Here is a 25,030-nt window from a genome sequence, read left to right as displayed (position 1 = left end):
CCTTGCGCGTACTACTGACCGGACACCAGGGCTACTTGGGCACCGTCATGGCCCCGGTCCTCAAGGACGCCGGACACGACGTCGTCGGCCTCGACTCCGGCCTGTTCGCCGACTGCGTCCTCGGCCCGGCACCCGACGACCCGTCGGGCCACCGGGTGGACCTGCGGGACGTCACCGCCGAACACGTGGCCGGGGTGGACGCCGTGATCCACCTGGCCGCGCTCTCGAACGACCCGCTGGGCTCGCTGGCACCCGAGCTCACCTACGACATCAACCACCACGCCTCCGTCCACCTGGCCCGCCTCGCCCGCGAGGCCGGAGTCAAGCGCTTCCTCTACGCGTCGACGTGCTCGGTGTACGGAGCCGCGGGCGGCGACGAACTCGTCGGCGAGGACGCCCCGTTGCGCCCCGTGACCCCGTACGCGGAGTCCAAGGTGCGGGTGGAGGACGACCTGCACGCGCTGGCCGACGACGACTTCACCCCGGTCTTCATGCGCAACGCCACCGCCTTCGGCTTCTCGCCCCGGCTGCGCGCCGACATCGTGCTGAACAACCTGGTCGGCCACGCCCTGCTGTCCGGCGAGGTGTTGGTGCTCTCCGACGGCACCCCGTGGCGCCCGCTGGTGCACGCCGCCGACATCGCCCGCGCCTTCACCGCCGTGCTGGACGCGCCCCGCGAGGCGGTGCACGACCGGGCGTTCAACATCGGCAGCGAGACCAACAACGTCACCGTCGCCGAGATCGCCGAGCAGGTCGCCGAGGCGGTGTCCGGGTCGAAGGTGCGCATCACCGGGGAGAACGGCGCCGACCCGCGCTCCTACCGGGTCGACTTCGCCCGCTTCCGCGCCGCGATACCCGGCTTCGACTGCGAGTGGAACGTGAAGCGGGGCGCACTCGAACTCTGCGACGCCTACCGGAACTTCGGGCTCACCAAGGACGACTTCGACCGCCGCTTCACCCGCCTGGCCGTGCTGCGTGCCGCGTCCGAGTCCGGCGCCGTGGACGACACCCTGCGGTGGCGCGGATGACCGCGGCCGACGCCGGTCCGGCCGGCGCCGAGATGTACGAGCTGGTGGAGCGGCTCTACCCGCTCTGCCGGAGCATCACGGGTGACGGCGTGCGCGCCACCCTGGACATCGTCGGCGAGTACATCCCGCTCCAGGTGCACGAGGTGCCGACCGGAACCCAGGTGCTCGACTGGACGGTGCCGCAGGAGTGGAACATCCGCGACGCGTACATCGCCGACAGCTCCGGGCACCGGGTCGTCGACTTCGCCGCGTCCAGCCTGCACGTACTCGGCTACAGCGTTCCGGTGTCGCAGACCCTGCCGCTGGCGGAGCTGCGCGAGCACCTGCACACCCTGCCGGACCACCCCAACTGGGTGCCGTACCGCACCAGTTACTACAAGCCGGAATGGGGTTTCTGCCTGGCGCAGGACACCCTGGACGCGATGCCCGACGGCGACTACGAGGTGTGCGTCGACTCCACGCTGGAGGACGGCCATCTCACCTACGCCGAGCACGTGGTCCCCGGGCAGGTCACCGACGAGGTGATCGTCTCCTGTCACGTCTGCCACCCGTCGCTGGCCAACGACAACCTGGCCGGCATCGCGGTGGCGACGTTCCTGGCCCGCGCGCTGGCGGAGCAGACTCCGTACTACACCTACCGGTTCATCTTCGCGCCCGGCACCATCGGCGCGATCACCTGGCTCGCCCGCAACAAGGAGCGGGTGGACCGGGTCAAGCACGGGCTCGTGCTCGCCTGTGCGGGGGACCGGGGCGGGCTCACGTACAAGCAGAGCAGGCGCGGCGACTCGGAGATCGACCGCGTGATGCGGCACGTGCTCGCCGACTCCGAACGACCCCACCGGGTCACCGAGTTCACGCCGTACGGCTACGACGAGAGGCAGTACTGCTCGCCCGGGTTCAACCTCGGCGTGGGCTCGCTCACCAGGACCCCGTACGCCGGATACCCCGAGTACCACACCTCGGCGGACAACCTGGACTTCGTCTCCCCGAAGGCGATGGCGGACACGCTCGACGTCTGCCGCGAGGCGTTCCACCTCCTGGACCGCAACCGGAGCTACCTCAACCTCAGCCCGTACGGCGAACCGCAGTTGGGCCGCCGCGGGCTGTACGGAGCGCTCGGCGGGCGCAGCGACACCCAGCAGGCGCAGCTGGCCATGCTCTGGGTGCTCAACCTCTCCGACGGTGAGCACAGCCTGCTCGACGTCGCCGAGCGGTCCGGGCTGCCGTTCGACACCGTCGCCGCCGCGGCCGGTGCCCTGGGCGCTGCCGGACTGGTCAAGGCATGACTCCGATGACCACCAAGGGGGAGAAGATGGCGGCAACGGCGGCCCGAGCCGGGCAGGACCGGCCGAGCGCCAGGCGGGCCATCGTCGGACGGCTGTCCTGGGGACTCGCCGACCAGGCCGCCTCCAGCATGTCGAACTTCCTGGTGGGGATGTACGTGGCCCGCTCGCTCGGGCTGTCCGCGTTCGGCGCGTTCAGCCTGGTCTGGGTGACCTACGGCGTGGTGCTCAACGTCTCCCGCGGGCTCGCCACCGACCCGCTCGTCGTGCGCTTCAGCGGAGTGCCGGAGGCGTCCTGGCGCGCGGCGACCGCACGCTCGACGGGTACCGCGCTCGGCGTCGGCGGTGCCATCGGCGTGGGGTCCGTAGTGGTCGGCCTTGCTCTCGGCGGCAGCGTGGGGGCCGCGTTCGTGGCACTCGGCGTGGTGCTGCCCGGGCTGCTGCTGCAGGACGCGTGGCGGTTCTCGTTCTTCGCCGCGGGCACCGGGCGGAAGGCGTTCGTCAACGACGTGGTGTGGGGCGTCGCGCTCATCCCGGCCCTGGTGCTGGCGGCGCGCGCGGGCAGCGTGGCCGGCTTCGTACTCGCCTGGGGCGGGGCGGCCGTGGTCGCCGGGGCGTACGGCTGCGTCCAGGCCGGCATCCTGCCCCGGCCCGCCCGGGCGCGCGCGTGGCTTCGCGAGCAGCGCGACCTCGGTTACCGGTACCTGCTCGAGAACGTAGGCGTCAGCGGCGCGAGCCTGCTGCGGGCGTACGGACTCGGCCTGATCGTCGCGGTCAGCGCGGTGGGCGTGGTCAGGGGCGCGGAGCTTCTGATGGGCCCGTTCCTCGCCGTGCTGATGGGCCTTTCGCTGGTCACCGTCCCCGAGGCGGCACGGGTGCTGCGGCAGGCGCCGGACCGGCTGGCCAGGTTCTGTTTCCTGCTCGGCGGCGGGCTGGCCGCCGCCGCGCTGCTGTGGGGCGGGGCGCTGCTGCTGGTGCCCGACCATCTCGGCGAACACGTGCTCGGGGCCGTCTGGTATGGGTCCTCCGAGCTCATCATGCCGATCTCGCTCGGCGTCGCGGGCGCGGGCCTCGGCGTCGGCGCGGCAGCCGGGCTGCGCGCGCTCGCCGCGGCCCGGCGCAGCCTGCGCTGCCAGATCTTCGCCTCCGCCTGCTATGTCGGTGGCGGTCTCGGCGGAGCGGCCCTGGCCGGCACGACCGGCTCGGCCTGGGGCGTCGCCGCCGCGAACCTCGTCGCCTCGGCCGTGTGGTGGCTGCAACTGCGGTCAGCCCTGCGCGAGCGCCACCAGAACACCATCAGTGAAGTGAGGACCACATGACCGCCCATCCCCGATTGAGCATCGGCCTGCCCGTGTACAACGGCGAGGAGTACCTCGCCGAGTCGCTGGACGCGCTGCTCGGCCAGACCTACGAGGACTTCGAGCTGGTCATCTCCGACAACGCCTCGACGGACGCGACGCAGGACATCTGCCGCAAGTACGCCGCTCAGGACTCCCGGATCCGCTACATCCGGCTGCCGCGGAACGTCGGTGCCACGCCGAACCACAACTATGTGTTCACCGAGTCCCGCGGCGAGCTGTTCAAGTGGGCCTCGCACGACGACCTCTACGCCCGTGACCTGCTGCGGCGCTGTGTGGAGGCGCTGGACGAGCATCCCGAAATGATTCTCGCGCACGCCGACCAGGCGGTCATCGACGGCGACGGCAAGATCAAGGTCCCCTACGAGTACACGCTCGCCACCGACTCACCGCGCCCACCGGAGCGCTTCCGCAGCCTGCTGTTCGAGCCCGGCGGCGACGACTTCTACGGGGTGCTGCGGGCCGACGCGCTGCGCCGGGTGAAGCCGCTCGACAGCTACCACCACGCGGACCGCACCTTCGTCGCCGAGATCGCCCTGAACGGGCCCTTCCACCAGGTGCCGGAGCTGCTGTACTTCCGCCGCGACCACCCCACCCGTGCCGAACGGGCGAACCCTTCCAAGCGCTCCCGGTGCGTCAACCTGGACCCGCGCAGGGCAGGCCCACTGCACCCGACACCACGGCTGCTCGCCGAGTACGTCCTGGGCTTCGTATCGGCGATCCGGCGGGCGCCGCTGTCCGCGGCCGACCGGCGCGCGTGCTACGGCCACTTGGCCGCGTGGATGTCCAACCGGACCCGGCCGGGCACCGGTGAGCGCGTCGAGGACCGCACTCCGGTCGACCCGGACCAGTCCGAGGTCTCCGTGGACGCAGTCGTCGCCGGTCGTGAAGAGAGGCAGTCCTGATGTCCGTAGCCAAAACCCCGGTGCGCGTAGGGCTGTTCGGCCTCTTCGGCTCCGGCAACCACGGCAACGACGCGTCGCTCGAAGCCATCCTCGGGTTTCTGCGCACCGAGCATCCGGACGCGACCGTGGACGCGATGTGCGGTGTCCCCGATGTCGTCGCGAGCCGGTACGGGATCCCGGCGACGCGGCTGAACTGGTACCGCGGCGAGTACCGGACCGCGTCCAGCGCGGGCGCGATCGCGGGGAAGGGCCTCGGCAAACTCGTCGACGTCGTCCGCACCGCTGCCTGGGTGCGCCGGCACGACGTGGTGATCGTCCCGGGCACGGGCGTCCTGGAGACCACGCTGCCCCTGCGGCCGTGGGGCCTCCCGTACTCGCTGTTCCTGCTCTGCGCCGGCGGCCGGCTGTTCCGTACCCGGGTCGCGCTGGTCAGCGTCGGCTCCTCCGAGATCGGCCACCGGGCGACCCGGACCCTGGTGCGCTGGTCGGCCCGGCTGGCCGGATACCGGTCGTTCCGGGGCACCGTGTCCCGCGACGCCATGCAGGCGATGGGCGTGGACACCAAGCGCGACGGGGTCTACCCGGACCTCACCTTCGCGCTGCCGACGCCGCCGAGCACGCCTTCGGACTCCCCGGGCACGGTCTGCGTCGGCGTCATGGCCTTCCACGGCAGCAACGACGAGCGCGACCGGGCCGAGGAGATCCACCGCCGCTACCTCGACGGGACGACCCGGTTCGTCCGCGCCCTGGTCGAGGACGGCAGGCCGGTCCGGCTGCTCACCGGGGACGAACTCGACCGGCCGGTGGCCTTCGCGATCCTCGACGCCGTGGACTCGCCGCTGGTCACCGTCGCCGAGGCGGCCTCGCTGGGCGAGCTGATGAAAGAGGTGGCGGCTGCCGACACGGTGGTGGCCGCCCGCTACCACAACCTGGTCAGCGCGCTGAAGGTCGGCACACCGACGCTCGCCGTCAGCTATTCGACGAAGAGCGACGATCTCATGGAGCTGATGGGAGTCGGCGCGTACTGCCACCCGGCTCGCGGCATCGACGCCGACCGGCTGCTCGAGCAGTTCCGGGAGCTGGAGCGGCGATCGACGGAGGTGCGGAAGACGCTCGCCGAGCGGAACCAGGACGCCGCCCGCCGCGTCGAGGGCCAGTTCGCCGCCTTGACCGCGGCCCTGTTCCGGCCGACGGGCCGTACCCACACCACACGGGAGACGTCATGAAGGTGAGCGCAGTCCCGGAGATTGCCGGCGCGTGCCTGTTCGAGCCGACGCCGTACGCCGACGAGCGCGGCTTCTTCTGCCGCACCTTCGACGTCGACGTGCTCCGCTCGGTGGGCCTCGACCCGGGCGCCTTCGTCCAGGACAGCGTGTCCCGCTCGGTCCGGGGCGTGCTGCGCGGGCTGCACCTGCGCTCCGGCGCCGGCGAGGCCAAGCTGGTGCGCTGCTCGTACGGGAAGATCTTCGACGTCGTCGTGGACCTGCGGCCCGATTCGCCGACGTACCGAAATCGGGCCTTCTTCGAGCTGTCCGGCGACACGCAGGTGACCCTGTACATCCCGTCGGGGTGTGCACACGGCTTCCAGGCGCTGACCGAGACCGCCGACACCTCGTACCGGATCGACCGTCCGCACGATCCCTCGGAGGACGTGACGATCGCCTTCGACGACCCGGAGTTCGCCATCCCCTGGCCGCTGCCGGTCACATCGATGTCCCAGCGGGACCGGGAGGCGCCACGCCTCGCCGAAATCCTCGAGCACAAAGGGAGGTGAGACCGACGTGACCACCGAAGAGACGGCAGACACCAAGGAGTTCCAGCTGCCCCGCTCGCGGGTGGCCAACGAGCGGCTGCACGCCCTCATCCCCGGCGGTGCGCACACCTACGCCAAGGGCGACGACCAGTACCCCGAACACCTGGCCCCGGTCATCAGCCACGGCCGGGGCGCCCATGTGTGGGACATCGACGGCAACCGCTACATCGAGTACGGCTCCGGGCTGCGGTCGGTCAGCCTCGGCCACGCCCACCCCCGCGTGAACGAGGCGGCGCGGCGGGAGATCGACCGCGGCGGCAACTTCGTCCGGCCGTCCATGGTGGAGGCCGAGGCCGCGGAGCGCTTCCTCGCCACCGTGCCGACCGCCGAGATGGTGAAGTTCGCGAAGAACGGCTCAGATGTCACCACGGCGGCGGTGCGGCTCGCCCGCGCCGTCACCGGGCGCCCGCGGGTGGCGATCTGTGGTGACCAGCCGTTCTTCTCTGTCGACGACTGGTTCATCGGCACCACACCGATGCCCGCCGGCATTCCGGCGGCGACCACCGAGCTCACCGTGTCGTTCCCCTACGGGGACCTGGCCGCCACGGAGGAGCTGCTGACGCGGTACCAGGACGAGATCGCCTGCCTGATCCTCGAACCCGCCGGCCACATCGAGCCCCCGCCCGGCTACCTCGCGGGCCTGCGCGAACTGGCCGACCGGCACGGCTGCGTACTCGTCTTCGACGAGATGATCAGCGGCTTCCGCTGGTCCGAGGCGGGCGCCCAGGGCCTGTACGGGGTGGTCCCCGACCTCTCCACGTTCGGCAAGGCGCTGGGCAACGGGTTCGCCGTGTCGGCGCTCGGCGGGCGCCGGGCGCTCATGGAGCGGGGCGGGCTGCGTCATCCGCACGAGCGGGTGTTCCTGCTGTCCACCACGCACGGCGCGGAAACGCACTCCCTGGCCGCCGCGATGGCCGTGCAGAGCACCTACGTCGAGGAGGGCATCACCGCGCGGCTGCACGCCCTCGGCGAGCGGCTGGCCGCCGGTGTGCGCGGGGCCGCGTCGGGCGCGGGCGTCGGTGAGCACGTCGTCGTCCGGGGCCGGGCCAGCAACCTCGTCTTCGCCACCCTCGACGAGTACGGGCAGCCCTCGCAGGAGTACCGCACCCTGTTCCTGCGCCAACTCCTCGCGGGCGGGGTGCTGGCGCCGTCGTTCGTGGTGAGCAGCGCACTCGACGACGCCGACATCGACCGCACGGTCGACGTGGTGGCGCAGGCATGTGCGGTGTACCGCAAGGCACTTGATGCGGGTGACCCCACACCGTGGCTGGGCGGGCGGCCGGTGAAGCCGGTGTTCCGGCCCCTGGCGTGAAGTGGTGTGGCGTGATGTGACGTGATCTGGCGTGGTGTGACGTGATGTCTCAGCGGCGGTCGCGCCGGGTCGCGTCCGCCGCCCGGTCGACCAGCCACGCGGTCACCGGTACCACCGCGAGCGCGGTGCACCAGCCGCCGAGGACATCCGTCGCGTAGTGCGCGCTCAGGGCGACCTGCGCCCAGCCCATGACGGCGCCCGCGACCAGCGCCGCCGCCAGCACCAGCCCCGTGCCCGCCGCTCCGCCGAGACCGAGTCGGCCGACCGCGAGCAGGGCGAGCACAAGGGCGAGCGCGGTGAGGAACGCGGTGTGCCCGCTCGGATAGGACAGGTTCTCCGGGCCGTGGATGGTGCGCCCCACAAGGGGCTTGATCAGCGTCCCCGTCCCCACGGTCAGCGCGACGCCCGCGACGACCAGCACCGCCGCGCGAGGACGCCGCAGTAGCAGGCAACCCGTCACCGCGGCCGCGACCAGCACCGCCGATCCCACGAATCCACCCAGGAAGTCGATGACCAGCGCGATGCCCCGCCACGGCTGCCCCACGCTGTCCGCCGTCGGGGCGACGATCCAGCTGTCCACCCTGCCGGGCGCGCTGTCCCCGGCGTACAGGACTCCGAGCGCGACGACCACCAGCGCGGCGAGGGACGCGATCGGCCAGAGCCAGACGCGCAGCGCCATGGGCAGTACCCGGGCCGGCTCGGCGACGGTCCCGTCGCGGCCACCACGGCCCGGACCTGCTTCTGTCAGGCGATCCAACGCGAGCCCCCCGTCGTGTCCCACCCACCTTCGGTGACCCTATCCGGCGCGTGTACGTGGCACCGCTTCAACTCGCCAAGTGGGTACCGGAGTTGAAACGGGGCAGCGGAGGGGTGCCAGGGCGACGGGTGAAGGTCGCCCGGTGGCCCGTGCTAGCGTTGAGCGTTTGCAGCGCAGCTGTGCCGGTGTCCCGTCGGGTGCCGTCGGCCGGCCGCCGCGTCCCCGCCGCGCCTTCCTCGGTACGGCCCCATCTTCGCCAGGAAGGCTCTCTGTGAGCGAATCAGCACGTGCCGACGACGACCGGCGGCAGGACGAGGCGCCGGGCACCGCTCCCGTTCCCGTGACGTCCTTCGCGGAGCTCGGTCTTCCGGCCGCGGTGCTGCGCACGCTCGACGAGCAGGGTGTGACGAAGCCCTTCCCCATCCAGGCGGCGGCGCTGCCGAACGCGCTTGCGGGACGGGACGTCCTCGGCCGTGGTCGCACCGGATCCGGCAAGACGCTCGCCTTCGGCCTGGGGCTGCTCGCCCGCATCGCCGGGCGGCGCGCACAGCCCAAGGAACCCATCGCCCTCGTGCTGGTCCCCACCCGGGAGCTGGCGCAGCAGGTCACCGAGGCGCTCACCCCGTACGCCGAGGCGCTGCGGCTGCGGATGGCGACCGTGGTGGGCGGCGTGTCCATCGGTCGGCAGTCCGCCGCGCTGCGGGACGGCGCCGAGGTCGTCGTCGCGACGCCCGGCCGGCTGCACGACCTGATCGAGCGCAAGGGCTGCCGCCTCGGCCGGGTGGGCATCACGGTTGTGGACGAGGCCGACCAGATGTGCGACATGGGATTCCTGCCGCAGGTCACCGAGATCCTGGACCAGGTGCGGACCGACGGGCAGCGGATGCTGTTCTCCGCCACCCTCGACGCCGACGTCGACCAGCTGGTGCAGCGCTACCTGCGCGACCCGGCCGAGCACTCCGTGGACCCCTCGTCGAGCTCCGTCTCCACGATCGAGCACCACGTCCTCGTCGTGCACGGCCCGGACCGGTGGTCCGTCGCCACGGAGATCGCCGCACGGGACGGCCGCGTCCTGCTCTTCCTCGACACCAAGCACGGCGTCGACCAGCTCACCAAGCACCTGCGGGGCAGCGGAGTGGCCGCGGCCGCGCTGCACAGCGGCAAGGCGCAGCCGCAGCGCACCCGGACCCTGGCCCAGTTCAAGAACGGCGAGGTCACCGCCCTGGTGGCGACGAACGTCGCCGCGCGCGGCCTGCACATCGACGACCTCGACCTCATCGTCAACGTGGACCCGGCGACCGACCCCAAGGACTACCTCCACCGCGCGGGACGCACGGCCCGCGCCGGCCGCTCCGGCACCGTCGTGTCCCTGGTCCTGTCGGGCCAGCGCCGCGAGACGAGCCAGGTCATGGCGGACGCCGACGTCACCGCGAAGGTCACCAAGGTACGGTCCGGCGAGGCGGAGCTGAGCCGCATCACCGGCGCCAAGGCCCCCTCCGGCAAGCCCCTCGACGGCGGCCCCGCCCAGCGCCCCAAGAACCAGAACACCCCGTTCCGCGGCCTCGGCAGCACCAAGAACCCGAAGAGCACCTCCGGCTCTGGTACCGGCTCCGGGGCAGGCTCCACCACCGGCTCCGGCACCCGCGGCTCCCGCAAGACCAACGAGGCCCGCAAGCTCGCCGAGGCTCGGAAGGCGGCGCGGGTTCGGCGCGGGGGCTGACCCGCAACCAGGGCCCGCTTCAGCCGCCTGCCGGAAGCGTGATCCCGTAGGCCCGCATCTTCCGGTAGATCGTTGTGCGCGAGATGCCGAGCCGCTGCGCCGCCAGCAGTTTGTTGCCGTCCGCCGCCAGCAGGGCCTGGACCAGGGTGTCGCGTTCGGACGCCTCCCAGGCGCTGAGCGAGCGGCCGCCCGCGCTGTGCAGGGACGGCGGCAGGTCGCGGAGTTCGATCCGGTAGGTGCGGCGGCCCGCCGCGGCCTCGCGCAGGGCGGCGTCCAGTTGCCGGATGTTGCCGGGCCAGTCGTGCCGACGCAGCAGCGGCAGCACCTCCGGTGCGCACTCGACGTCCGCGCCGATGCGCAGCAGCAGACGGTCGACCAGGGCGGGGAGGTCTGCGAGGCGGTGTCGCAGGGCGGGAACGGCCGCCGCTTCGACGAAGCAGCGCCTCAGGGGCTCGGGTACGCCTTGTGCCCGGTGGAGCGTGCCCACGATCCACGTGCCCTGGGCCGCCGCGGCCTCCAGGGCCTGGGCGACGGCGGGTCCCTGTTCGGGGGACACGGCGTCGACGTTCCGGAGGACCAGGGCGCGGCCCGGGCCCGTGGGTGCCTGTCGCAGCGCGGTCGGCAGGTCGGTTCCGGTGTCGGTCGCCCCGGTGGCCGTGGCATCCACGACGACGGGGGCCGACGTCGCGCCGGTCAACGCGTGCGCGGCGCCGACCAGCGCGGACTTGCCCGTTCCTGCCTCGCCGTGGAGGAGGAGCGGCGTCCGTTCGCGGGCGCAGCGGGACGTCGTACGGGAGACCGTGTTCCATGCCGGGTCCGTCCCGGCCAGGCCCGGTAGTGGCCACGGCCGGGTCGCGTCCTGCTCCGTCCGCGTACGGGAGCCGGAACGGGGTCGGCCGCCGGACGGGACGTCAGCGAAGGCCAGCTCCAGCAGGTACCCGGCCGCGCCCGCCGAGCTGTCGACCTGGCGGCAGCGCATCAACACGGTCTCCCCGCCGGTCAGTTGCACCTCCTGGCGGGTGCGCGGCGCGTGTCCCAGTTCGGCGGCGGCCTCGTGCAGCAGGCGGTGGTCGTCGCCCGTGAGCCGCGCGGAGGCGGCGGAGTTGGCGAGTACGAGATCGTGGCCGAGACAGAGCACCGGTCGGTCACCGTAGTGGCTCACCTGCTGGAACGCCTCCAGGAGCGCACGCTGGTGCGAGCTGCTGAACTCGTACATCACGCGCGCGATGTCGCCCGCGGCCTCCTGCACCAGGGCCGCCATGAGCGTGCGCGCCGGGCCGTTCCAGCACGTCAGGTTCATGGCCCCCTCTACTCGCCCGGTGACCGAGTTGCGGATCGGGGCAGCCGCGCAAGAGACGCTCTGCAGGCGTTCGTTGAAGTGCTCGGTGCCGAGGACCACGTTGGGCCGGCGCTCCTCCAGGGCGACCCCGATGCCGTTCGTGCCGACGAACTGTTCGGCGTAGTTGAAGCCGGGGGCCAGATGGACCCGGTCCAGATGCGTCGAGAGCCGCTTCTCTCCGACGCGGCGGTCGCGCACCCAGCCCTTGCGGTCCGTCACGATCACCGAGGCGTCCGAACCCGCCAACGTCCGTTCCAACCGGTCGAGGACGGGCGCGGCGGCGCGGACAAGGCGGCTCTCCCGGTCGTAATCGGGCTGGTAGGGGACGACCACCTCGTCCGTGCCGACCCCCAGGTACTTGGAACGCTGCCAGGAGTTGCGGATGCCCTCGGGCACGATCTGCGCAGGCGGTTCCGCATGCGTGAGGAATTGCAGGCGCGCTCGCGCGATGGTCCGGTCCCGCTCCGTGCTGTCACTGAGCATGGCGTCTCCGATGGGCGTGTTTCCGCCATATTACGAACGTGTTTGTACCCGACAACCGGCTGTTCGCCAAGACTCCCTGTGCGTTTTCCGTGCACTGCTACAGGAGCCGGGCCCGTTGTGTTCCACATTGAAAAACTCGACGGAGCCCCCGGCCCCCACGCTGATGGTCGGCGCCGCACAACCGGTGCGGTCGCCCGCCGTCGAGCACAGGAGCCTCCTATGACTTCCGCGACCTCCGCCGACAACGCACCCCGTACCGCGATCGTCACCGGCGCCGCCCGCGGCATCGGCCGCAGCATCGCGGAGCGGCTGGCCGCGGACGGACTCGATGTCGCCGTCGCCGACCTCCCCGGCATGAGCGAGGAACTGAACGAGGTGGCCGCCGGCATCGAGAAGACCGGCCGCCGTTCCCTCGCCGTGCACGCCGACGTGTCCAGCAAGGAACAGACCGACGCGCTCGTCGAGGAGGTCGCCGCCCGCTTCGGCAGGGTCGACGTCTACGTCGCCAACGCCGGTATCGCCAGGGTCACTCCGCTCCTCGACACCGGGCTCGACGAGTTCGAGCAGATCATGGCCGTGAACCTGCGCGGCGTCTTCCTCTCCTACCAGGCCGCCGCACGGCAGATGATCGCCCAGGGCGGCGGCGGAAAGATCATCGGCGCCGCCTCGATCGTCGCGTACCGCCCGTTCGCGCTGCTCGGCACCTACTCGGCGTCGAAGTGGGGCGTACGCGGACTGACCCAGGCCGCCGCCATGGAGTGGGCGCAGCACGGCATCACCGTCAACGCGTACTGCCCGGGCATCGTCGGCACCGACATGTGGGACCTGATCGACGAGCGTCTCGCGCAGGAGGAGGGCCTGCAGAAGGGCCGGGCCATCAAGAAGTACGCGGAGGCGATCGCGCTCGGCCGCGTCGAGGAGCCCTCGGACGTCGCGTCCTTCGTCTCGTACCTGGCCTCGCGGGACTCGGACTACATGACAGGACAGTCCGTCATGATCGACGGCGGCATCCAGTTCTCCTGACGCGCACCAAGGAACCAAGGAACCAAGGAACCGAGGGCCCGACCCGAGGAACCCGACCCGAGGACCCGAGGAGGACAGATGTATTCCAAGGACGGCGAGAACTACTTCATCGTCGACGCGCACATCGCGCTCTGGGACGCGCGCCCCGAGAACCAACTCAACATCCACGGCAAGCAGTTCATCGACTGCTTCTACGACTACCACCGCAACCTGAGCCCGGAATCGGAACTCTGGACGTACGAGGAGTACCTCTACTACGGCGGCGAGCGCCTGATGAAGGACCTCTTCGTCGACGGGTACGTCGACCACGCCATCTTCCAGCCCGCGCGCCTGGGAGCGTTCTACCGAGGCGGCTTCGGGCAGACGGAGGAAGCCTTCGCGCTCACCCAGAAGCACCCCGACAAGCTGACGTACAACCACTCCTGGGACCCCCGGTACGAGCAGAAGGGGCTCGACCAACTGCGGCGCGACGCCGAGCGGTTCCAGCTCAAGGGCGTGAAGCTGTACACCGCCGAGTGGAAGGGGGACAGCCGCGGATACAAGCTCGACGATCCGTGGACGTACCGCTATCTCGAGGTGTGCCAGGAACTCGGCATCAACAACGTGCACGTCCACAAGGGGCCGACGATCCGTCCGCTCGACCGGGACGCCTTCGACGTGGCGGACGTCGACAAGGTGGCCACGCAGTTCCCCGAGATGAACTTCGTCGTCGAGCACTGCGGACTGCCCCGCCTCGAGGACTTCTGCTGGATCGCCACGCAGGAACCCAACGTGCACGCCGGCCTCGCCGTAGCGATCCCCTTCATCCACACCAGGCCCCGGTACTTCGCGCAGATCATCGGCGAACTGCTCTACTGGCTGGACGAGGACCGCATCCAGTTCTCCAGCGACTACGCGCTCTGGACGCCCCGTTGGCTCATCGAGCGGTTCGTCGACTTCCAGATCCCCGAGGACATGACGCCCGAATACGCGCCGATCACGTTGGCGCAGAAGAAGAAGATCCTCGGGCTGAACGCGGCGGCCATGTACGACATCGAGGTCCCGGCCGGACTGGGCGTCACCGAACCGGCGGTGGCCTGACATGACCGTCGACGCACGGGAACGCTCCGCCCGCGCCGCGCTGGACACGGTCCTCGACCCGGAGCTGGACGAGCCGATCACCGACCTGGGCTTCGTACGCTCCGTGACACTGACCCCCGACGGGGCGCTCACCGTCCGCCTCAGGCTCCCCACCTCGTTCTGCTCGCCCAACTTCGCGTACCTGATGGCCTCGGACTCCAAGGACGCGCTGACGGCACTGCCCTGGACGCGGGACGTCGTCGTGCTGCTCGACGACCACCACGACTCGGATCTGATCAACGGCGGGCTCGCCGAGGACGCGGGCTACCGCGGCACGTTCGGCGCCGAGGCGGAGAAGGATCTCGAAGCGCTCCGGCTGACATTCCGCCGCAAGGCCCATGTCGCCGCGATGGAGCGGGCGTTGACGCGCCTGCTCCGCGAGAACCCCGACCTCACCGAGGAGGACCTGCACGACGTGGTCCTCGGGGACCTCCCCGAGGCGCCGACATCCGGTGCGCTGCTGCGGCGTCGGGAGGCGCTCGGCCTTGGCGTGGCACCGTCCGACCCGGTACTGGTGGACGAGGAGGGGCGACGCGTCCCGCCGGGCGAGATCCCGCTCCGGCTGCGCTTTGCCCGCGCGGTCCGGGTGTCGATCGACGGCAACGCGCACTTCTGCCGGGGGCTGCTGCGCACCCGCTATCCGCAAGCCACGGACGACCAATCGAAGGAGAACGTCTCGTGAAGGCAGTCCAGGTCGTGGGCTACGGCAAGAACCTCGAGATGGCCGAGGTCCCGGCCCCCGAGGCAACCGGCCCGTTCGACGTGATCGTCAGGATCGGCGGCGCCGGCGTGTGCCGCACCGACATCCACATTCTGGAGGGGCAGTGGGCGCAGAAGTCCGGCGTGACACTGCCCTACACGATCGGCCATGAGAACGCCGGCTGGGTGCACGCCGTCGGCAGCGCCGTCACCAACGTCGCCGAGGGCGACAAGGTCATCGTGCACCCGCTGATCACCTGCGGTCTTTGCCGCGCCTGCCGGGCCGGCGACGACGTGCACTGCGAGAACAACCAATTCCCCGGCATCGATACGGCCGGTGGCTACGCCGAGTACCTGAAGACCTCCGCGCGCAGCGTGGTGCGGATCGACGACTCCCTCGAACCGGCCGACGTCGCGGCGCTCGCCGACGCGGGGCTCACGGCGTACCACGCGGCGGCCAAGGCGGCCCGCAGGCTGCGGCCGGGGGACCGCTGCGTGGTGATCGGCGCGGGCGGGCTCGGGCACATCGGCGTACAGGTGCTCAAGGCCCTCACCGCCGCCGAGCTCCTCGTCGTCGACCGCAATCCCGACGCGGTGGCCCTGGCCACGTCCATCGGGGCCGACCACGGCATCGTCGCCGACGGCGGCCACGTCGACCGGGTGCGCGAACTGACCGGCGGGCAAGGGGTGGAGGCGGTCATCGACTTCGTCGGCGAGGGCGGCTCCACCAAGGACGGCGTCGGCATGCTGCGCCCGGCCGGCGACTACCACGTGGTCGGCTACGGCGAGAACATCGACGTCCCGACGATCGACATCATCTCCGCCGAGATCAACTTCGTCGGCAACCTGGTCGGCTCGTACAACGACCTGTGCGAACTGATGGTCCTGGCCGCACAGGACCGCGTCCGCCTGCACACCGCCAAGTACCCCCTGGACCGCTTCCAGGACGCGCTGGACGACCTGGAAGCCGGCCGCATCCGAGGCCGGGCGATCCTCACACCTTGAGCGTCTCAAACGTTCCCGAACTGCACTGAGAACAAAGGGAGATGGCGCAGCAAGCCTTTCCCATCTCGCCGCGCCGCCGTACGAAGCCCCACGCTACGACGCGGCGCCGACAGGCACCCTTTCCAGAGCCGGACGCTCGATCGACGTCAGAAAGTCGAGCGTGTCGATCGGCTGGTCGGTGAAGTAGTCCGCGATGAGCCGCGAGAACTCCTTGCCCCGTTCGAGATTGGGCAGATGGTCGGACTCGCGGATCAGGGCGAACTGCCCCTGCTGAATCGTTGCGGCTACTTCGCGTACGCGGTCCGGGGTGGAGAACTCGTCGTACTCACCGGTGAAGCACAGGGCCGGTACGTCGGGGATCCCACCGGGCGGAAGGCCGGGAGTGGCCAGGACGCGCTCCAGGATGGCGACGTGCCGGGGCACATCGGCCTCGGTGATGGCGCTCATCGTGCAGGCCAGCAGCCGGGCCGTCACGGCACGCTTGCGGACGGGACGGTCCGGGTGCGCCATGAGCGCCTCGACCGTCACCCGGCCATAGGCACTCGAAATGTCTCCGGAGGCGAGGCTGTCGACCATGGCGCGAAGCGCGGTCCGGCACTCCGCCGGGTACTCCATGGAAGCCCCGGCGAGCATCAGGCGCTTGACGCGCTCGGGCCGCCGTTGGACCAGCCGGTACGCGATGGGAACGCCGTACGAAGCGGCGAACAGATTCACGGCGTCCAACTCCAGCTGCCCGAGCAGATCGCCCAGCACCTCGGCGAGGAAGTCGAAGCCGTACTCCGCCGGCAGGTCGTCGGCCTTGCCCGACCCCGGGAGGTCGACGGTGATGACCGTCGCGACCTCCGTCCAGGGCTTCTCCAACCGCCGGAAGGCGTACATGTCCTGGAAGGAACCGCCCAGCAGCACGATGGGCTCTGTCCGAGGAGCGGGGTTCTCGACGATGCGGCAGTCATAGTCGAACCCTTTGAAGTGCATCCGACGTACGAATTCCTCAGGCATGAGCAGGTGACTCCTCGTAGTAGGGCAACGGTCACCAAGCCCAACGAACATCGGCTGACGGGGTAATGGATCAACACAAGACGCACAGAAGAGCGGCCCGCGTCCGGCGGGTCTGCATGCGCAGGTGATTGCTCAGCGTGGTCGTTCGCGGCGGTCGAGTACCTCGAAGCGGACCGACCGTTCCGTCAGGGTGCGGGAGGCGCGTCGTGGTTGCTCAGAGCGAAGTGCACCGCGGCCGGCCGCGGTTGCTCAGCGCCCTGGCGGTGCAGCGCCTCGTAGCGCTGGTCGCCGAGTGCCTGCCGCGCAGCGGCATGGAACTGGGCGTGCAATGCTCCCAGTTTCGGGTTGCCGACGAACGGGGCCGAGCCCGCCAGCTCCTCCACCGCGCACACCGCGCCGAACAGCCAGGCCGAGCGGGGGTGTCGTCCGTCCTGGGCGGCGACCCATGCCAACACGCTGAGCGAGGCCGCCTGGCCGAGCAAGTCGTCGCGCGCGTACTGAAGTTCAAGGGCCCGGCGCCCCGCCCGGTCGGCAGCGGTGGTGTCCCCGAAGAGAATGTGGGCGATGCCGCTGGCGGTGAGGATGAACGCCGTGAAGTAGCTCTCCTCACTGCCTTCGCCGAACAGGTCGAGTGCTTCGTCGAAGTCGGCGAGCGCGGCGCCGGGGTTGCCGCCCATCGTATGGGCGATCCCACGGCGGATGGCAGCCAGACATGTGCCGGAGGCGTCGTCGACCTCGCGGAAGATCTCCGTCGCCCGATGCAGCAGATCCAGGCCCGAGCCGGGTTCGCCGGAGTAGGCCAGCGCAATCCCGCGGCTCATGGCGGCGTATCCGCCAAGTCGCCGGTCGGCGAGCCGGTCGGCGTCCTCTTGCGCCGCATCCGCGAACCGCAGTGCCGCCGTGTGCTCGCCCCGGTACGTCGCGAAGGTGCAGCTCCACACCAGTGTCGTGAACCGGTCGACCGACGGCCGGGAGGCGTGCTCGAGGGCCAGGTCCATCCAGTGGCCCGCCTCGCGGGGCTGCCCGGCACACACCCAGTACGCCCACATCGCCGCTGTCACCGCCACGGCCTCGTTGCCGCCGTCGTCGAGGGCATGGCCGAGGGCGGCGCGGAGATTCTCCCGATCGGGGACAAGTCCCCAGTACAACGGCACCTGTTCGGAGGTGAGAAAGCGGTCGGCGAAGTGGCGGATCAGCGACGTGTAGTGGCCGACGTGGCGGCGGCGACCGTCGTCGCGCTCGCCGATGGCCTCCAGCCACCAGGCACCGTACTCACGGATGGTGTCGAGCATCCGGTATCGCTCGGTGCTCCCGGACGGCTGCCAATTCAGGATGGACTTGTCGATGAGCGCGTCCAGGAGGACCTGGATCTTGGTGCCCGGCAGATGCGCGTCGGCACACACCTGCCGGGCCGACTCGGCGTCGAAGCCGCCCGCGAAGACGGAAAGGCGTGCCCACAGCAGTCGCTCCGCCGGGGTGCACAGTTCGTGACTCCAGCCGATCGCGGTGCGCAGCGCCTGGTGCCACGGCGGGGCGGCGTCGCGCGCCACCTTCTCGGCGCTGCTCAGCACCGCGTAACGGTCCTCCAGGCGTTCGGTCAGTTCCGCCAGGGACAGTTCGCGCAGTCGTGCGGCCGCCAGCTCGATGGCGAGCGGCAGGCCGTCCAGGCGCCGGCACAGCCGTACCAGGTCCGGCCGGTTGGCATCGGTGACGGCGAAACCGGGCGCCACTTCGGCCGCGCGGGCAGCCAGCAGGACGGCCGCGTCCGTCGCCGCCCCGGCCACATCCTTGTCGCTCTCCGGCACGGCCAGCGGCGCGACGGTCAACGTCTGCTCCTGGACCATGCCCAGCGGGCGGCGGCTCGTGACCAGAACCCGCAGCGCAGGCGCCCCGCGTAGCAATGCCTCGACCGCAAGCGCGCAGGGACCCACCAGATGCTCGCAAGTGTCCAGTACCAGCAGCATCTCGCGTTCGGCCAGATAGTCGACCAGCACATCGATCATCGGACGTGTCGTCTGATCCGCCAGCGGCAACTCCTCGGCGATGGCGAGCGCCAGCACGGATCCGTATCGCACGGGGGACAGCTCCACCCACCACGCGCCGTCCCGGTAGGCCGGCTGCGCCTCGTGCGCGGACTGCAGCGCCAGCCGCGTCTTGCCCACCCCACCGACCCCCGTCAGGGTCACCAGGCGCGCATCCGTGAACAGCCGTCGGATCTCCGTCAGTTCGGGCCGCCGCCCGATCAGCTCCGGCGTCGCCGCGGGCAGATTCCCCGTGTGCTGCTTCCGCGTGGTCACATCGTCCCCTCGGCCCTTGCCCACCCGTCACCAGGAAATGGCGGACAGTCTGACGGCTCGTGCCACACGGCGTGACGACGAAGGGGAAAGCGATCGGAAATGGCCGCAACTCACAGAAGGACGGCGGCCGACGGCTCTCCTCTGATCAGGGCGTGCATGGATGCGCCTCCCAGAGGTTGTGGCAGGGGTGCCCCACCGTCAGGTCTGCCTGAAGGTGCGTCGGTAGGCGCCGGGCGTGGTGCCCAGTTGCGCTCGGAAGTGACGGCGCAGGTTGACCGCCGAGGTGAGTCCGACACGGGTGGCGACGGCTTCGACGGGCAGGTCGGTCTGCTCAAGCAACGCCCGTGCCGCGTCGATGCGTTGGCCGAGCAGCCAGTGTCCGGGGCTGGTACCGAGCTGTTCCGTGAACCGTCGGGCGGGGGTCCGGCTGGACAGCCCGGCGTGTTCGGCGAGGCGGTCGAGGGTGAGTCGGGTGTCGAGCCGGGAGGCGGCCCACTCCAACAGTGGCGCCAGGGACTCGTCCGCCTTGGCCGGTGCGGGCCCTGCTGCGTACTGGAGTTGGCTGCCCTCCCGGTGCGGCGGCAGGACCATGTTCCGGGCGACCTCGGTGGCGTAGGCCGCGCCGTGATCGGACCGCACGAGGTGCAGGCACAGGTCGATTCCCGCGTCGGTCCCCGCGCTGGTCGCTACGTCGCCGTGGTCCACGAAGAGCACGTCGTGGTCCACCTGCACCTCGGGGAAGGCGGCGGCGAGCCGGGCGGATTCGCGCCAGTGGGTGGCGGCGCGGCGGCCGTCGAGCAGTCCGGCCCGGGCGAGGACGAAGGCCCCCGTGCAGATCGACCGGATCGGCCGCGCGCTGACCGACTTCTTCACGACGTAGAGGCAGCGGGTCAGGCGCCCTTCCAAGTCCCCTGGAAGAAGCCCGGCTTCTGCGCCGAGCAGCTCACCGGAAGGTGCTCGTGGTGGCGATGTCGCGGCCGGCTTCTCCAGCGGCGTTCAGGGCTTTGGCGTGGAGGTCCGCGGCGAGGTCTCCGAGGGGTTCCATACCGGGGGAGGCGGCGATGGTGAGCTCGCGTTCCACGACGGTGAGGTCGGCCTGCCACACGTCGGCGAGGATGCGCCTGAGGTACGGGGTGGAGTGGTCCCAGCCCTCGCGCGGAGTGCCGGGGGCGTAGCCGCCACCGCGCACTGTGGCCAGGACGGTCGGCTTGTCCTTGAGTACCGGGCAGGCCAGGGGCGCCCCGGAGATGACCAGGTCGACCCAGGTCTTGAAGTGCTGCGAGACGCCGAAGTTGTACAGCGGAACGGCCAGCACCACCGCCTCGGCGGCCTCCAGTTCCGCGACGAGCGACTCGGCGAGCAGGCGGGCGTCACGTTGGGCGGGCGTGCGGTCGGGCTCAGGTGTCAGAGCGCCGGTGTGGGCCTGCACCCAGGCGCCGGCGGGCAGCGGATCGGTGCCCAGGTGGCGGCGCACCACCGGCTCGTCCGGGTGGGCTGCGGTCCACTCCGCTTCCACGATGTCGGCCAGTTCGGCGCCGGCCGAGGTGCCGGGAAGGATGCTGGCGTCAAGCCGGAACAGGCTCATAGTGTCTCCCTGGGGTGCTGCCGCGACAACGTGGCCGTCTGGCTCGCGAGTTCGTCCGGACAGTTCGACAGCACAGCCCCGCGGAATGTGAGGTGACACCGCGGCCTCACATTCCGGCGCGCTGTCTTGTCGTTCAGGTGAAGGCAGACACGACCGAGGGAGCCGTCACGATGACCACCCCAGGACTCGACGCGATCTTGAGCGAGCGGCGCCAGTTGCTCAATCTTGCCTATCGTCTCCTTGGCTCCCTCGCCGAGGCCGAGGACGCCGTGCAAGAGACCTGCACCCGCTGGTACGCCATGTCGCCGCGGCAGCAGGCCGCCATCGAGTCGCCCGGCGCCTGGCTGACGACCGTCGCCAGTCGCATCTGTCTCAACGTGCTCGACTCGGCCCGAGCCAGGCGCGAGACCTACGTGGGCGAATGGCTCCCCGAGCCGCTCCCCGGGCACACCGACAGCGGCGCGGCCGCCGACCCGGCCGACCGGATCACCCTGGACGAGTCGATCAACCTGGCCTTCCTGGTCGTACTTGAAGCGATGACCCCGGCCGAACGCGTCGCGTTCATCCTGCACGACGTCTTCCGCTACTCCTTCGCGGAAGTGGCCGAGATCGTCGGCCGCACCCCGGCGGCCTGCCGACAGCTGGCCTCCTCCGCCCGCCGCCGGATCAGGGCCGCACAGCCTTCCGCGACCACGGCGACCCAACAGGCCGGCATCATCCGGGACTTCAAGCAGGCGTGGGAGGCCAAGGACATCGACACCCTGATCGGCCTGCTCGACCCCGACGCCGTGGCGGTCGGCGACGGCGGCGGCCTCGCCACCACCTTCCTGGACCCCATCGAAGGCGGCGAGCAGATCGCGCACGCCTGGATCGAAATCGCCCGCCGCAGGTCCGACGACATGACGTTCCTGGAACGCACGGTCAATGGCACGCCCGGTGTGGTGGCCGAACAGAACGGCGTCATCGTGACGGTGTTCGCGTTCGAGGTCACAGACGAGAAGATCAAGCGCATCTGGGTCGTGCGCAACCCCGAGAAGCTCCGTCACTGGACGACGGGCTGAGGTTGCTGTTGCGCACCTCGTCGCTCCAGCAGATGCTCCGCAACACCGGCGCGTTGAGCCCGCACCCTGCGATCGTGTTGGCCGGCGGCACCGAATTGTCAGTGCCGCAGGTGTTCGCTTGGCTGTAGGGGGAGTTGAACGTGCAGGACATGGATGTCGACCCCGTTGCCCACAATCGGGCAGCCTGGGACAAGTGTGTCGAAGAGGGCAACGAGTGGTCGAGGCCGGTGAGTGCCGAGGATGTCGAGCGCGCCCGCACGGGCGACTGGTCGATTGTTCTCATCGGGCGCGAGCCGGTGGACCGCTCCTGGCTGCCGACGGACCTGACCGGCAAGGACGTGTTGTGCCTGGCCTCCGGCGGCGGTCAGCAAGGTCCGATCCTCGCCGCCGCAGGAGCGCGGGTCACCGTATTCGACAACTCACCCCGCCAGCTCGGCCAGGACCGGATGGTGGCGGCGCGCGACGGACTCGAACTGCGCACAGTCCTGGGCGACATGCGTGACCTCAACGCCTTCGGCGACGCGACATTCGACGTCGTGTTCCATCCGGTCTCCAACCTGTTCGTACCGGACGTGGCGCCGGTGTGGCGTGAGTGCTTCCGCGTCCTGCGGCCGGGCGGAACCCTGCTCGTGGGCTTCCTCAACCCTGATGCGTACTTGTTCGACCACGAGGCGCTCGACGAGCGCGGCGAGCTGTTCGTCGTGCACAAACTGCCCTACAGCGACGTCACGCAGTACTCCGCCGAGGAACGCGCCACGAAGTTCGGCGCGGACGCCCCTCTTGAATACAGCCACACCCTCACCGACCAGATCGGCGGACAACTCGCCGCGGGGTTCGTCCTCACCGGCTTCGCGGAAGCGCCGCACCAATCCAACGCATCGGCTCAATACATGTCGAACTATTTCGCGACGCTGGCGGTCAAGCCGGGCTGACGGCCCTGTTCGGATGCAGATGCTGACGGCCCTGTTCAGATGCGGATCACGATCTTTCCTCGGGTGCGTCCGCGCTCGGCGTGCGCGTGGGCGTCGGCGATCCGCTCCAGGGGGTAGGCCTGTTCGATACGGGGTGTGTAGCGGCCCTGCCCGCCCAGTTCCGCCGCCGCGGACAGAAGAGTGGAGTCGTTCACCGCGTGGGCCACATGCGTGCCCAGGCGCTGCCCGCCCGCCTGGTCGGCGACCGTCGCGACGCGCTTCGGGTCGCCCGCGATCACGACGAGGTCGTCCAGGGAGCCGGAGGCCGCGGTGTCGAGCACGAGGTCGACACCGTGCGGAGCGAGGGTGGTGAGGCGCTGTGCGAGGCCGGGGCCGTAGGTGGTGGGAACGGCGCCGAGAGAGGTGAGGAACTCGTGGTTGCGTTCGCTGGCTGTCCCGATCACGGTGGCAGCACCCTGCGCTACCGCGATCTCGACCGCCGCGCTGCCCACGCCTCCGGCGGCGCCCTCGACGAGGAGGGTGCGCCCCGCGAGGGAGCCGAGCGCGTTCAAGCCACCCATCGCGGTCACGGACGCGAGACCGGCGCCCGCGGCCTGCTCGTCGTTCCACGTGGCGGGGGTGTGCGCCCAGGCCGAAAGGATGAGCAGCTCCGCGGTCGCGCCGGTGACACCGCCCAGCCCGAAGACCCGGTCGCCGATGCTCACCCCCTGCACCCCGTCACCGATTTCGTCGACCACACCGGCGGCGTCGCGCCCGGGAATGCCGGGCAGATCCAGGGGGAAGATCTGGTGCAGGGCGCCGGAGCGCAGCTTCCAGTCGATGGGATTGACGCCGGCCGCCGCGACGCGGACGCGAATCTCACCGGGTCCGGGGTGGGGATCGGGGGCCTGCTCGATCACCAGGATCTCCGCTCCGCCGTATGCGTGGAACCGGGCTGCGCGCATGATGGTCTGCCTCACTTTGACGGGCCGGAACGACGTGTTCGTCCGGCGTTCGCCACTCTAGAACCTGACGTTGACGTGAGGTGCAACCCGAAACTGCCGCCCGGCTGTAGAGGGGGCAGAGTCGGGCGTAGTGCCTGCATCAGTGCCCCCGGAGCCGGTATTGCTAGCCTTGACCTGACGTCAACGTGAGGTACGAGCGGGAAGGGGGCGACCTGCGTCATGCGCATCGGACAGCTCGCCAGGCGGTCGGGGGTCAGCGTGCGGGCCCTGCGCTACTACGAGGAGCAGCGGCTCCTGGAATCGGCGCGGACGGCTGGTGGGCAGCGTGACTATCCCGACGAAGCCCTGGAGCGGGTCCAGCTCATCCGGGACCTCTTCGCGGCCGGCCTCTCCAGCCGTACCGTCGTCGAACTCCTGCCGTGCGTGAGCACCGGCGTCGCGACCCCCGCCATGCTCGACCAGCTCATCGTCGAACGCGACCGCATCGCCGCACGCATCCAGGACCTGACCCGGGCCCAGACCAAACTCGGCCGCGTGATCGAGAATGTGGCCGCGGCGAACGTGGCGCAGGACTGATCGACCCGTCGCGAGGGGTGATACCGGAGACGTGGACATGCGACTTCCTGCGGCCCCCATGAAGGCTGTGCCGAGGCACTTCCTGCCGGGCTGCCGGCTGCCCCAAGGTCTCTGCAGGTCCATCGGCGACGGAGCCGTTCCTGCCTATCGCGGCCCCGACGGATCGGCCGGTCGATTCGGCAGAGCCTTGGCATTCTTGGCCGCGGCCGCCGCGACGGTTGCCAGGTCTTCGCCCGAGAAACCGGCGCGGCTCAGCACCGCCAGGGACTTGTTCGTCGCCAGCGTGCACAACGCCAGCTCTGCCGCCTCCTGCTCGCCGGCCCCCGCCGCCAGCAACGCCTGCTCCAGCATCGCCCGCAAACCGTCGATCATGGCGCGGACCATCGCCCGGCCCTCCGCGTCGAGGGCCGGGAGCTGCGTTGCCGACACCGTGAGCAGGCAGCCGTCAGGGACCGCCTGGTCGGCGATGCGGTTCAGGGTGACCCGCAGGTAGGCGGCCACAACGGCGCTCGGGTTCGGGTGGGGGCCGGACAGTGCCTGCTCGTACAGCGGGTGGTACGTCTGCCCGTACCGTTGAAGGCTTTTCCGGAAGAGGGCGCTCTTGTCGCCGAAGGTGCCGTAGAGCGAGCCCCGGCCCAGGCCCGTGCCCTCGGTCAGGCGATCGATCGAGGCCTCTGAATAGCCCCAGCGCCAGAAGACGTGCATCGCGCGTCGTAGCGCCTCGTCCACGTCGAATTGTTTGCGGCCTGCCATGGTTCGTCAGCCTACACATCTTGTACCGATCGTTCAAAG

At 70.5% G+C, this 25,030-nt stretch carries 22 protein-coding genes and 1 pseudogene; 15 read left to right on the top strand and 8 right to left on the bottom strand.

Going from position 1 to position 25,030, the window contains the following annotated elements:
• Window positions 1–2: 2 nt before the first annotated feature.
• The 7 genes from OHA73_RS01845 to OHA73_RS01815 are packed head-to-tail and all read left to right on the top strand — an operon-like array spanning window position 3 to window position 7,699.
• Window positions 3–1,028, top strand: coding sequence for an NAD-dependent epimerase/dehydratase family protein (locus OHA73_RS01845; RefSeq protein WP_267072440.1), 1,026 nt, complete (start codon window positions 3–5; stop codon window positions 1,026–1,028).
• Window positions 1,025–2,314: a DUF4910 domain-containing protein gene (locus OHA73_RS01840; protein WP_327653924.1), complete on the top strand. Its 1,290-nt coding sequence runs from the start codon at window positions 1,025–1,027 to the stop codon at window positions 2,312–2,314. Before OHA73_RS01845 ends, OHA73_RS01840 begins: the two co-directional genes overlap by 4 nt.
• 5 nt (window positions 2,315–2,319) lie before the next feature.
• A complete protein-coding gene (locus OHA73_RS01835; protein ID WP_327653923.1) occupies window positions 2,320–3,630 on the top strand; it encodes a hypothetical protein in 1,311 nt (436 codons plus the stop codon).
• On the top strand, window positions 3,627–4,574 hold the full coding sequence (locus tag OHA73_RS01830) for a glycosyltransferase family 2 protein (RefSeq protein ID WP_266718040.1): 948 nt from the start codon (window positions 3,627–3,629) through the stop codon (window positions 4,572–4,574). The genes OHA73_RS01835 and OHA73_RS01830 overlap by 4 nt, the downstream gene beginning before the upstream one ends.
• Window positions 4,574–5,800, top strand: a complete 1,227-nt coding sequence (locus tag OHA73_RS01825; RefSeq protein ID WP_327653922.1) for a polysaccharide pyruvyl transferase family protein — start codon at window positions 4,574–4,576, stop codon at window positions 5,798–5,800. Before OHA73_RS01830 ends, OHA73_RS01825 begins: the two co-directional genes overlap by 1 nt.
• Entirely contained in the window at window positions 5,797–6,348 is a 552-nt protein-coding gene (locus tag OHA73_RS01820) for a dTDP-4-dehydrorhamnose 3,5-epimerase family protein (protein ID WP_327653921.1), read from the top strand. Before OHA73_RS01825 ends, OHA73_RS01820 begins: the two co-directional genes overlap by 4 nt.
• Before the next feature lie 7 nt (window positions 6,349–6,355).
• Window positions 6,356–7,699 carry a glutamate-1-semialdehyde 2,1-aminomutase gene (locus OHA73_RS01815; RefSeq protein ID WP_267072445.1) on the top strand — a complete coding sequence of 448 codons (1,344 nt, stop codon included), beginning with the start codon at window positions 6,356–6,358 and terminating at the stop codon, window positions 7,697–7,699.
• A gap of 49 nt (window positions 7,700–7,748) precedes the next feature.
• Here the strand turns inward: OHA73_RS01815 and OHA73_RS01810 are convergent, their stop codons facing one another.
• On the bottom strand, window positions 7,749–8,378 hold the full coding sequence (locus OHA73_RS01810; RefSeq protein WP_327658381.1) for a phosphatase PAP2 family protein: 630 nt from the start codon (window positions 8,376–8,378) through the stop codon (window positions 7,749–7,751).
• Window positions 8,379–8,727: 349 nt separating this feature from the next.
• Between OHA73_RS01810 and OHA73_RS01805 the strand changes: the two genes are divergently transcribed.
• Window positions 8,728–10,176 (top strand): DEAD/DEAH box helicase, encoded by a 1,449-nt coding sequence (locus tag OHA73_RS01805; RefSeq protein WP_443063017.1) that lies wholly within the window; start codon window positions 8,728–8,730, stop codon window positions 10,174–10,176.
• A 19-nt stretch (window positions 10,177–10,195) separates the two neighbouring features.
• Here the strand turns inward: OHA73_RS01805 and OHA73_RS01800 are convergent, their stop codons facing one another.
• The gene (locus tag OHA73_RS01800) at window positions 10,196–11,998 is read right to left on the bottom strand and encodes a sigma-54-dependent Fis family transcriptional regulator (RefSeq protein WP_327653920.1); all 1,803 of its coding nucleotides are present in this window, start codon (window positions 11,996–11,998) and stop codon (window positions 10,196–10,198) included.
• A gap of 219 nt (window positions 11,999–12,217) precedes the next feature.
• Between OHA73_RS01800 and OHA73_RS01795 the strand changes: the two genes are divergently transcribed.
• The 4 genes from OHA73_RS01795 to OHA73_RS01780 all read left to right on the top strand — a co-directional run bounded on the left by OHA73_RS01795 (window position 12,218) and on the right by OHA73_RS01780 (window position 15,844).
• Complete coding sequence (locus tag OHA73_RS01795; RefSeq protein WP_327653919.1) at window positions 12,218–13,021, top strand: acetoin reductase; 804 nt, start codon at window positions 12,218–12,220, stop codon at window positions 13,019–13,021.
• Between the two features lie 78 nt (window positions 13,022–13,099).
• Window positions 13,100–14,101 carry an amidohydrolase family protein gene (locus OHA73_RS01790; RefSeq protein WP_327653918.1) on the top strand — a complete coding sequence of 334 codons (1,002 nt, stop codon included), beginning with the start codon at window positions 13,100–13,102 and terminating at the stop codon, window positions 14,099–14,101.
• Between the two features lies 1 nt (window position 14,102).
• Window positions 14,103–14,822: an iron-sulfur cluster assembly protein gene (locus OHA73_RS01785; protein WP_327653917.1), complete on the top strand. Its 720-nt coding sequence runs from the start codon at window positions 14,103–14,105 to the stop codon at window positions 14,820–14,822.
• Window positions 14,819–15,844: an NAD(P)-dependent alcohol dehydrogenase gene (locus tag OHA73_RS01780; RefSeq protein ID WP_327653916.1), complete on the top strand. Its 1,026-nt coding sequence runs from the start codon at window positions 14,819–14,821 to the stop codon at window positions 15,842–15,844. The genes OHA73_RS01785 and OHA73_RS01780 overlap by 4 nt, the downstream gene beginning before the upstream one ends.
• A 93-nt stretch (window positions 15,845–15,937) precedes the next feature.
• Here OHA73_RS01780 and OHA73_RS01775 read toward each other — a convergent pair whose 3' ends face one another.
• From OHA73_RS01775 to OHA73_RS01760, 4 genes and pseudogenes are all read right to left on the bottom strand, one after another.
• A complete protein-coding gene (locus OHA73_RS01775) occupies window positions 15,938–16,843 on the bottom strand; it encodes an alpha/beta fold hydrolase (protein ID WP_266718059.1) in 906 nt (301 codons plus the stop codon).
• Window positions 16,844–17,028: 185 nt separating this feature from the next.
• Window positions 17,029–19,140 carry an ATP-binding protein gene (locus OHA73_RS01770; RefSeq protein ID WP_327653915.1) on the bottom strand — a complete coding sequence of 704 codons (2,112 nt, stop codon included), beginning with the start codon at window positions 19,138–19,140 and terminating at the stop codon, window positions 17,029–17,031.
• A gap of 198 nt (window positions 19,141–19,338) precedes the next feature.
• Window positions 19,339–20,082: pseudogene (locus OHA73_RS01765) on the bottom strand (GlxA family transcriptional regulator); the annotation flags it as partial.
• A 1-nt stretch (window position 20,083) separates the two neighbouring features.
• Window positions 20,084–20,725 (bottom strand): FMN-dependent NADH-azoreductase, encoded by a 642-nt coding sequence (locus OHA73_RS01760; protein ID WP_327653914.1) that lies wholly within the window; start codon window positions 20,723–20,725, stop codon window positions 20,084–20,086.
• 170 nt (window positions 20,726–20,895) lie between these two features.
• Between OHA73_RS01760 and sigJ the strand changes: the two genes are divergently transcribed.
• Window positions 20,896–21,786 carry an RNA polymerase sigma factor SigJ gene (sigJ, locus tag OHA73_RS01755; protein ID WP_327653913.1) on the top strand — a complete coding sequence of 297 codons (891 nt, stop codon included), beginning with the start codon at window positions 20,896–20,898 and terminating at the stop codon, window positions 21,784–21,786.
• Between the two features lie 140 nt (window positions 21,787–21,926).
• Window positions 21,927–22,718 carry a class I SAM-dependent methyltransferase gene (locus OHA73_RS01750; protein ID WP_327653912.1) on the top strand — a complete coding sequence of 264 codons (792 nt, stop codon included), beginning with the start codon at window positions 21,927–21,929 and terminating at the stop codon, window positions 22,716–22,718.
• A gap of 35 nt (window positions 22,719–22,753) precedes the next feature.
• Here the strand turns inward: OHA73_RS01750 and OHA73_RS01745 are convergent, their stop codons facing one another.
• The gene (locus tag OHA73_RS01745) at window positions 22,754–23,662 is read right to left on the bottom strand and encodes an NADP-dependent oxidoreductase (protein WP_327653911.1); all 909 of its coding nucleotides are present in this window, start codon (window positions 23,660–23,662) and stop codon (window positions 22,754–22,756) included.
• A 219-nt stretch (window positions 23,663–23,881) separates the two neighbouring features.
• On the opposite strand from OHA73_RS01745, the gene OHA73_RS01740 reads away from it, so the two are divergent.
• A complete protein-coding gene (locus OHA73_RS01740) occupies window positions 23,882–24,238 on the top strand; it encodes a MerR family transcriptional regulator (RefSeq protein WP_327653910.1) in 357 nt (118 codons plus the stop codon).
• A 144-nt stretch (window positions 24,239–24,382) separates the two neighbouring features.
• Here the strand turns inward: OHA73_RS01740 and OHA73_RS01735 are convergent, their stop codons facing one another.
• The gene (locus OHA73_RS01735; protein ID WP_327653909.1) at window positions 24,383–24,991 is read right to left on the bottom strand and encodes a TetR/AcrR family transcriptional regulator; all 609 of its coding nucleotides are present in this window, start codon (window positions 24,989–24,991) and stop codon (window positions 24,383–24,385) included.
• Between the last annotated feature and the right edge of the window lie 39 nt (window positions 24,992–25,030).

It is taken from the genome of Streptomyces sp. NBC_00483 (assembly GCF_036013745.1).
Lineage (GTDB): Bacteria > Actinomycetota > Actinomycetes > Streptomycetales > Streptomycetaceae > Streptomyces.
The sequence above is the reverse complement of the archived record's forward strand: the minus strand, read 5'-3'. Positions and strand labels throughout refer to the sequence as shown.

Excerpts from the sequence above, each read along its gene's own strand:
- OHA73_RS01760 (WP_327653914.1), bottom strand. The coding sequence starts at position 20,725 with ATGAGCCTGTTCCGGCTTGACGCCAGCATCCTTCCCGGCACCTCGGCC.
- OHA73_RS01810 (WP_327658381.1), bottom strand. The coding sequence starts at position 8,378 with ATGGCGCTGCGCGTCTGGCTCTGGCCGATCGCGTCCCTCGCCGCGCTG.
- OHA73_RS01785 (WP_327653917.1), top strand. The coding sequence starts at position 14,103 with ATGACCGTCGACGCACGGGAACGCTCCGCCCGCGCCGCGCTGGACACG.
- OHA73_RS01735 (WP_327653909.1), bottom strand. The coding sequence starts at position 24,991 with ATGGCAGGCCGCAAACAATTCGACGTGGACGAGGCGCTACGACGCGCG.
- sigJ (WP_327653913.1), top strand. The coding sequence starts at position 20,896 with ATGACCACCCCAGGACTCGACGCGATCTTGAGCGAGCGGCGCCAGTTG.
- OHA73_RS01740 (WP_327653910.1), top strand. The coding sequence starts at position 23,882 with ATGCGCATCGGACAGCTCGCCAGGCGGTCGGGGGTCAGCGTGCGGGCC.
- OHA73_RS01775 (WP_266718059.1), bottom strand. The coding sequence starts at position 16,843 with ATGCCTGAGGAATTCGTACGTCGGATGCACTTCAAAGGGTTCGACTAT.
- OHA73_RS01835 (WP_327653923.1), top strand. The coding sequence starts at position 2,320 with ATGACCACCAAGGGGGAGAAGATGGCGGCAACGGCGGCCCGAGCCGGG.
- OHA73_RS01840 (WP_327653924.1), top strand. The coding sequence starts at position 1,025 with ATGACCGCGGCCGACGCCGGTCCGGCCGGCGCCGAGATGTACGAGCTG.
- OHA73_RS01825 (WP_327653922.1), top strand. The coding sequence starts at position 4,574 with ATGTCCGTAGCCAAAACCCCGGTGCGCGTAGGGCTGTTCGGCCTCTTC.
- OHA73_RS01790 (WP_327653918.1), top strand. The coding sequence starts at position 13,100 with ATGTATTCCAAGGACGGCGAGAACTACTTCATCGTCGACGCGCACATC.
- OHA73_RS01800 (WP_327653920.1), bottom strand. The coding sequence starts at position 11,998 with ATGCTCAGTGACAGCACGGAGCGGGACCGGACCATCGCGCGAGCGCGC.
- OHA73_RS01830 (WP_266718040.1), top strand. The coding sequence starts at position 3,627 with ATGACCGCCCATCCCCGATTGAGCATCGGCCTGCCCGTGTACAACGGC.
- OHA73_RS01745 (WP_327653911.1), bottom strand. The coding sequence starts at position 23,662 with ATGCGCGCAGCCCGGTTCCACGCATACGGCGGAGCGGAGATCCTGGTG.
- OHA73_RS01820 (WP_327653921.1), top strand. The coding sequence starts at position 5,797 with ATGAAGGTGAGCGCAGTCCCGGAGATTGCCGGCGCGTGCCTGTTCGAG.
- OHA73_RS01795 (WP_327653919.1), top strand. The coding sequence starts at position 12,218 with ATGACTTCCGCGACCTCCGCCGACAACGCACCCCGTACCGCGATCGTC.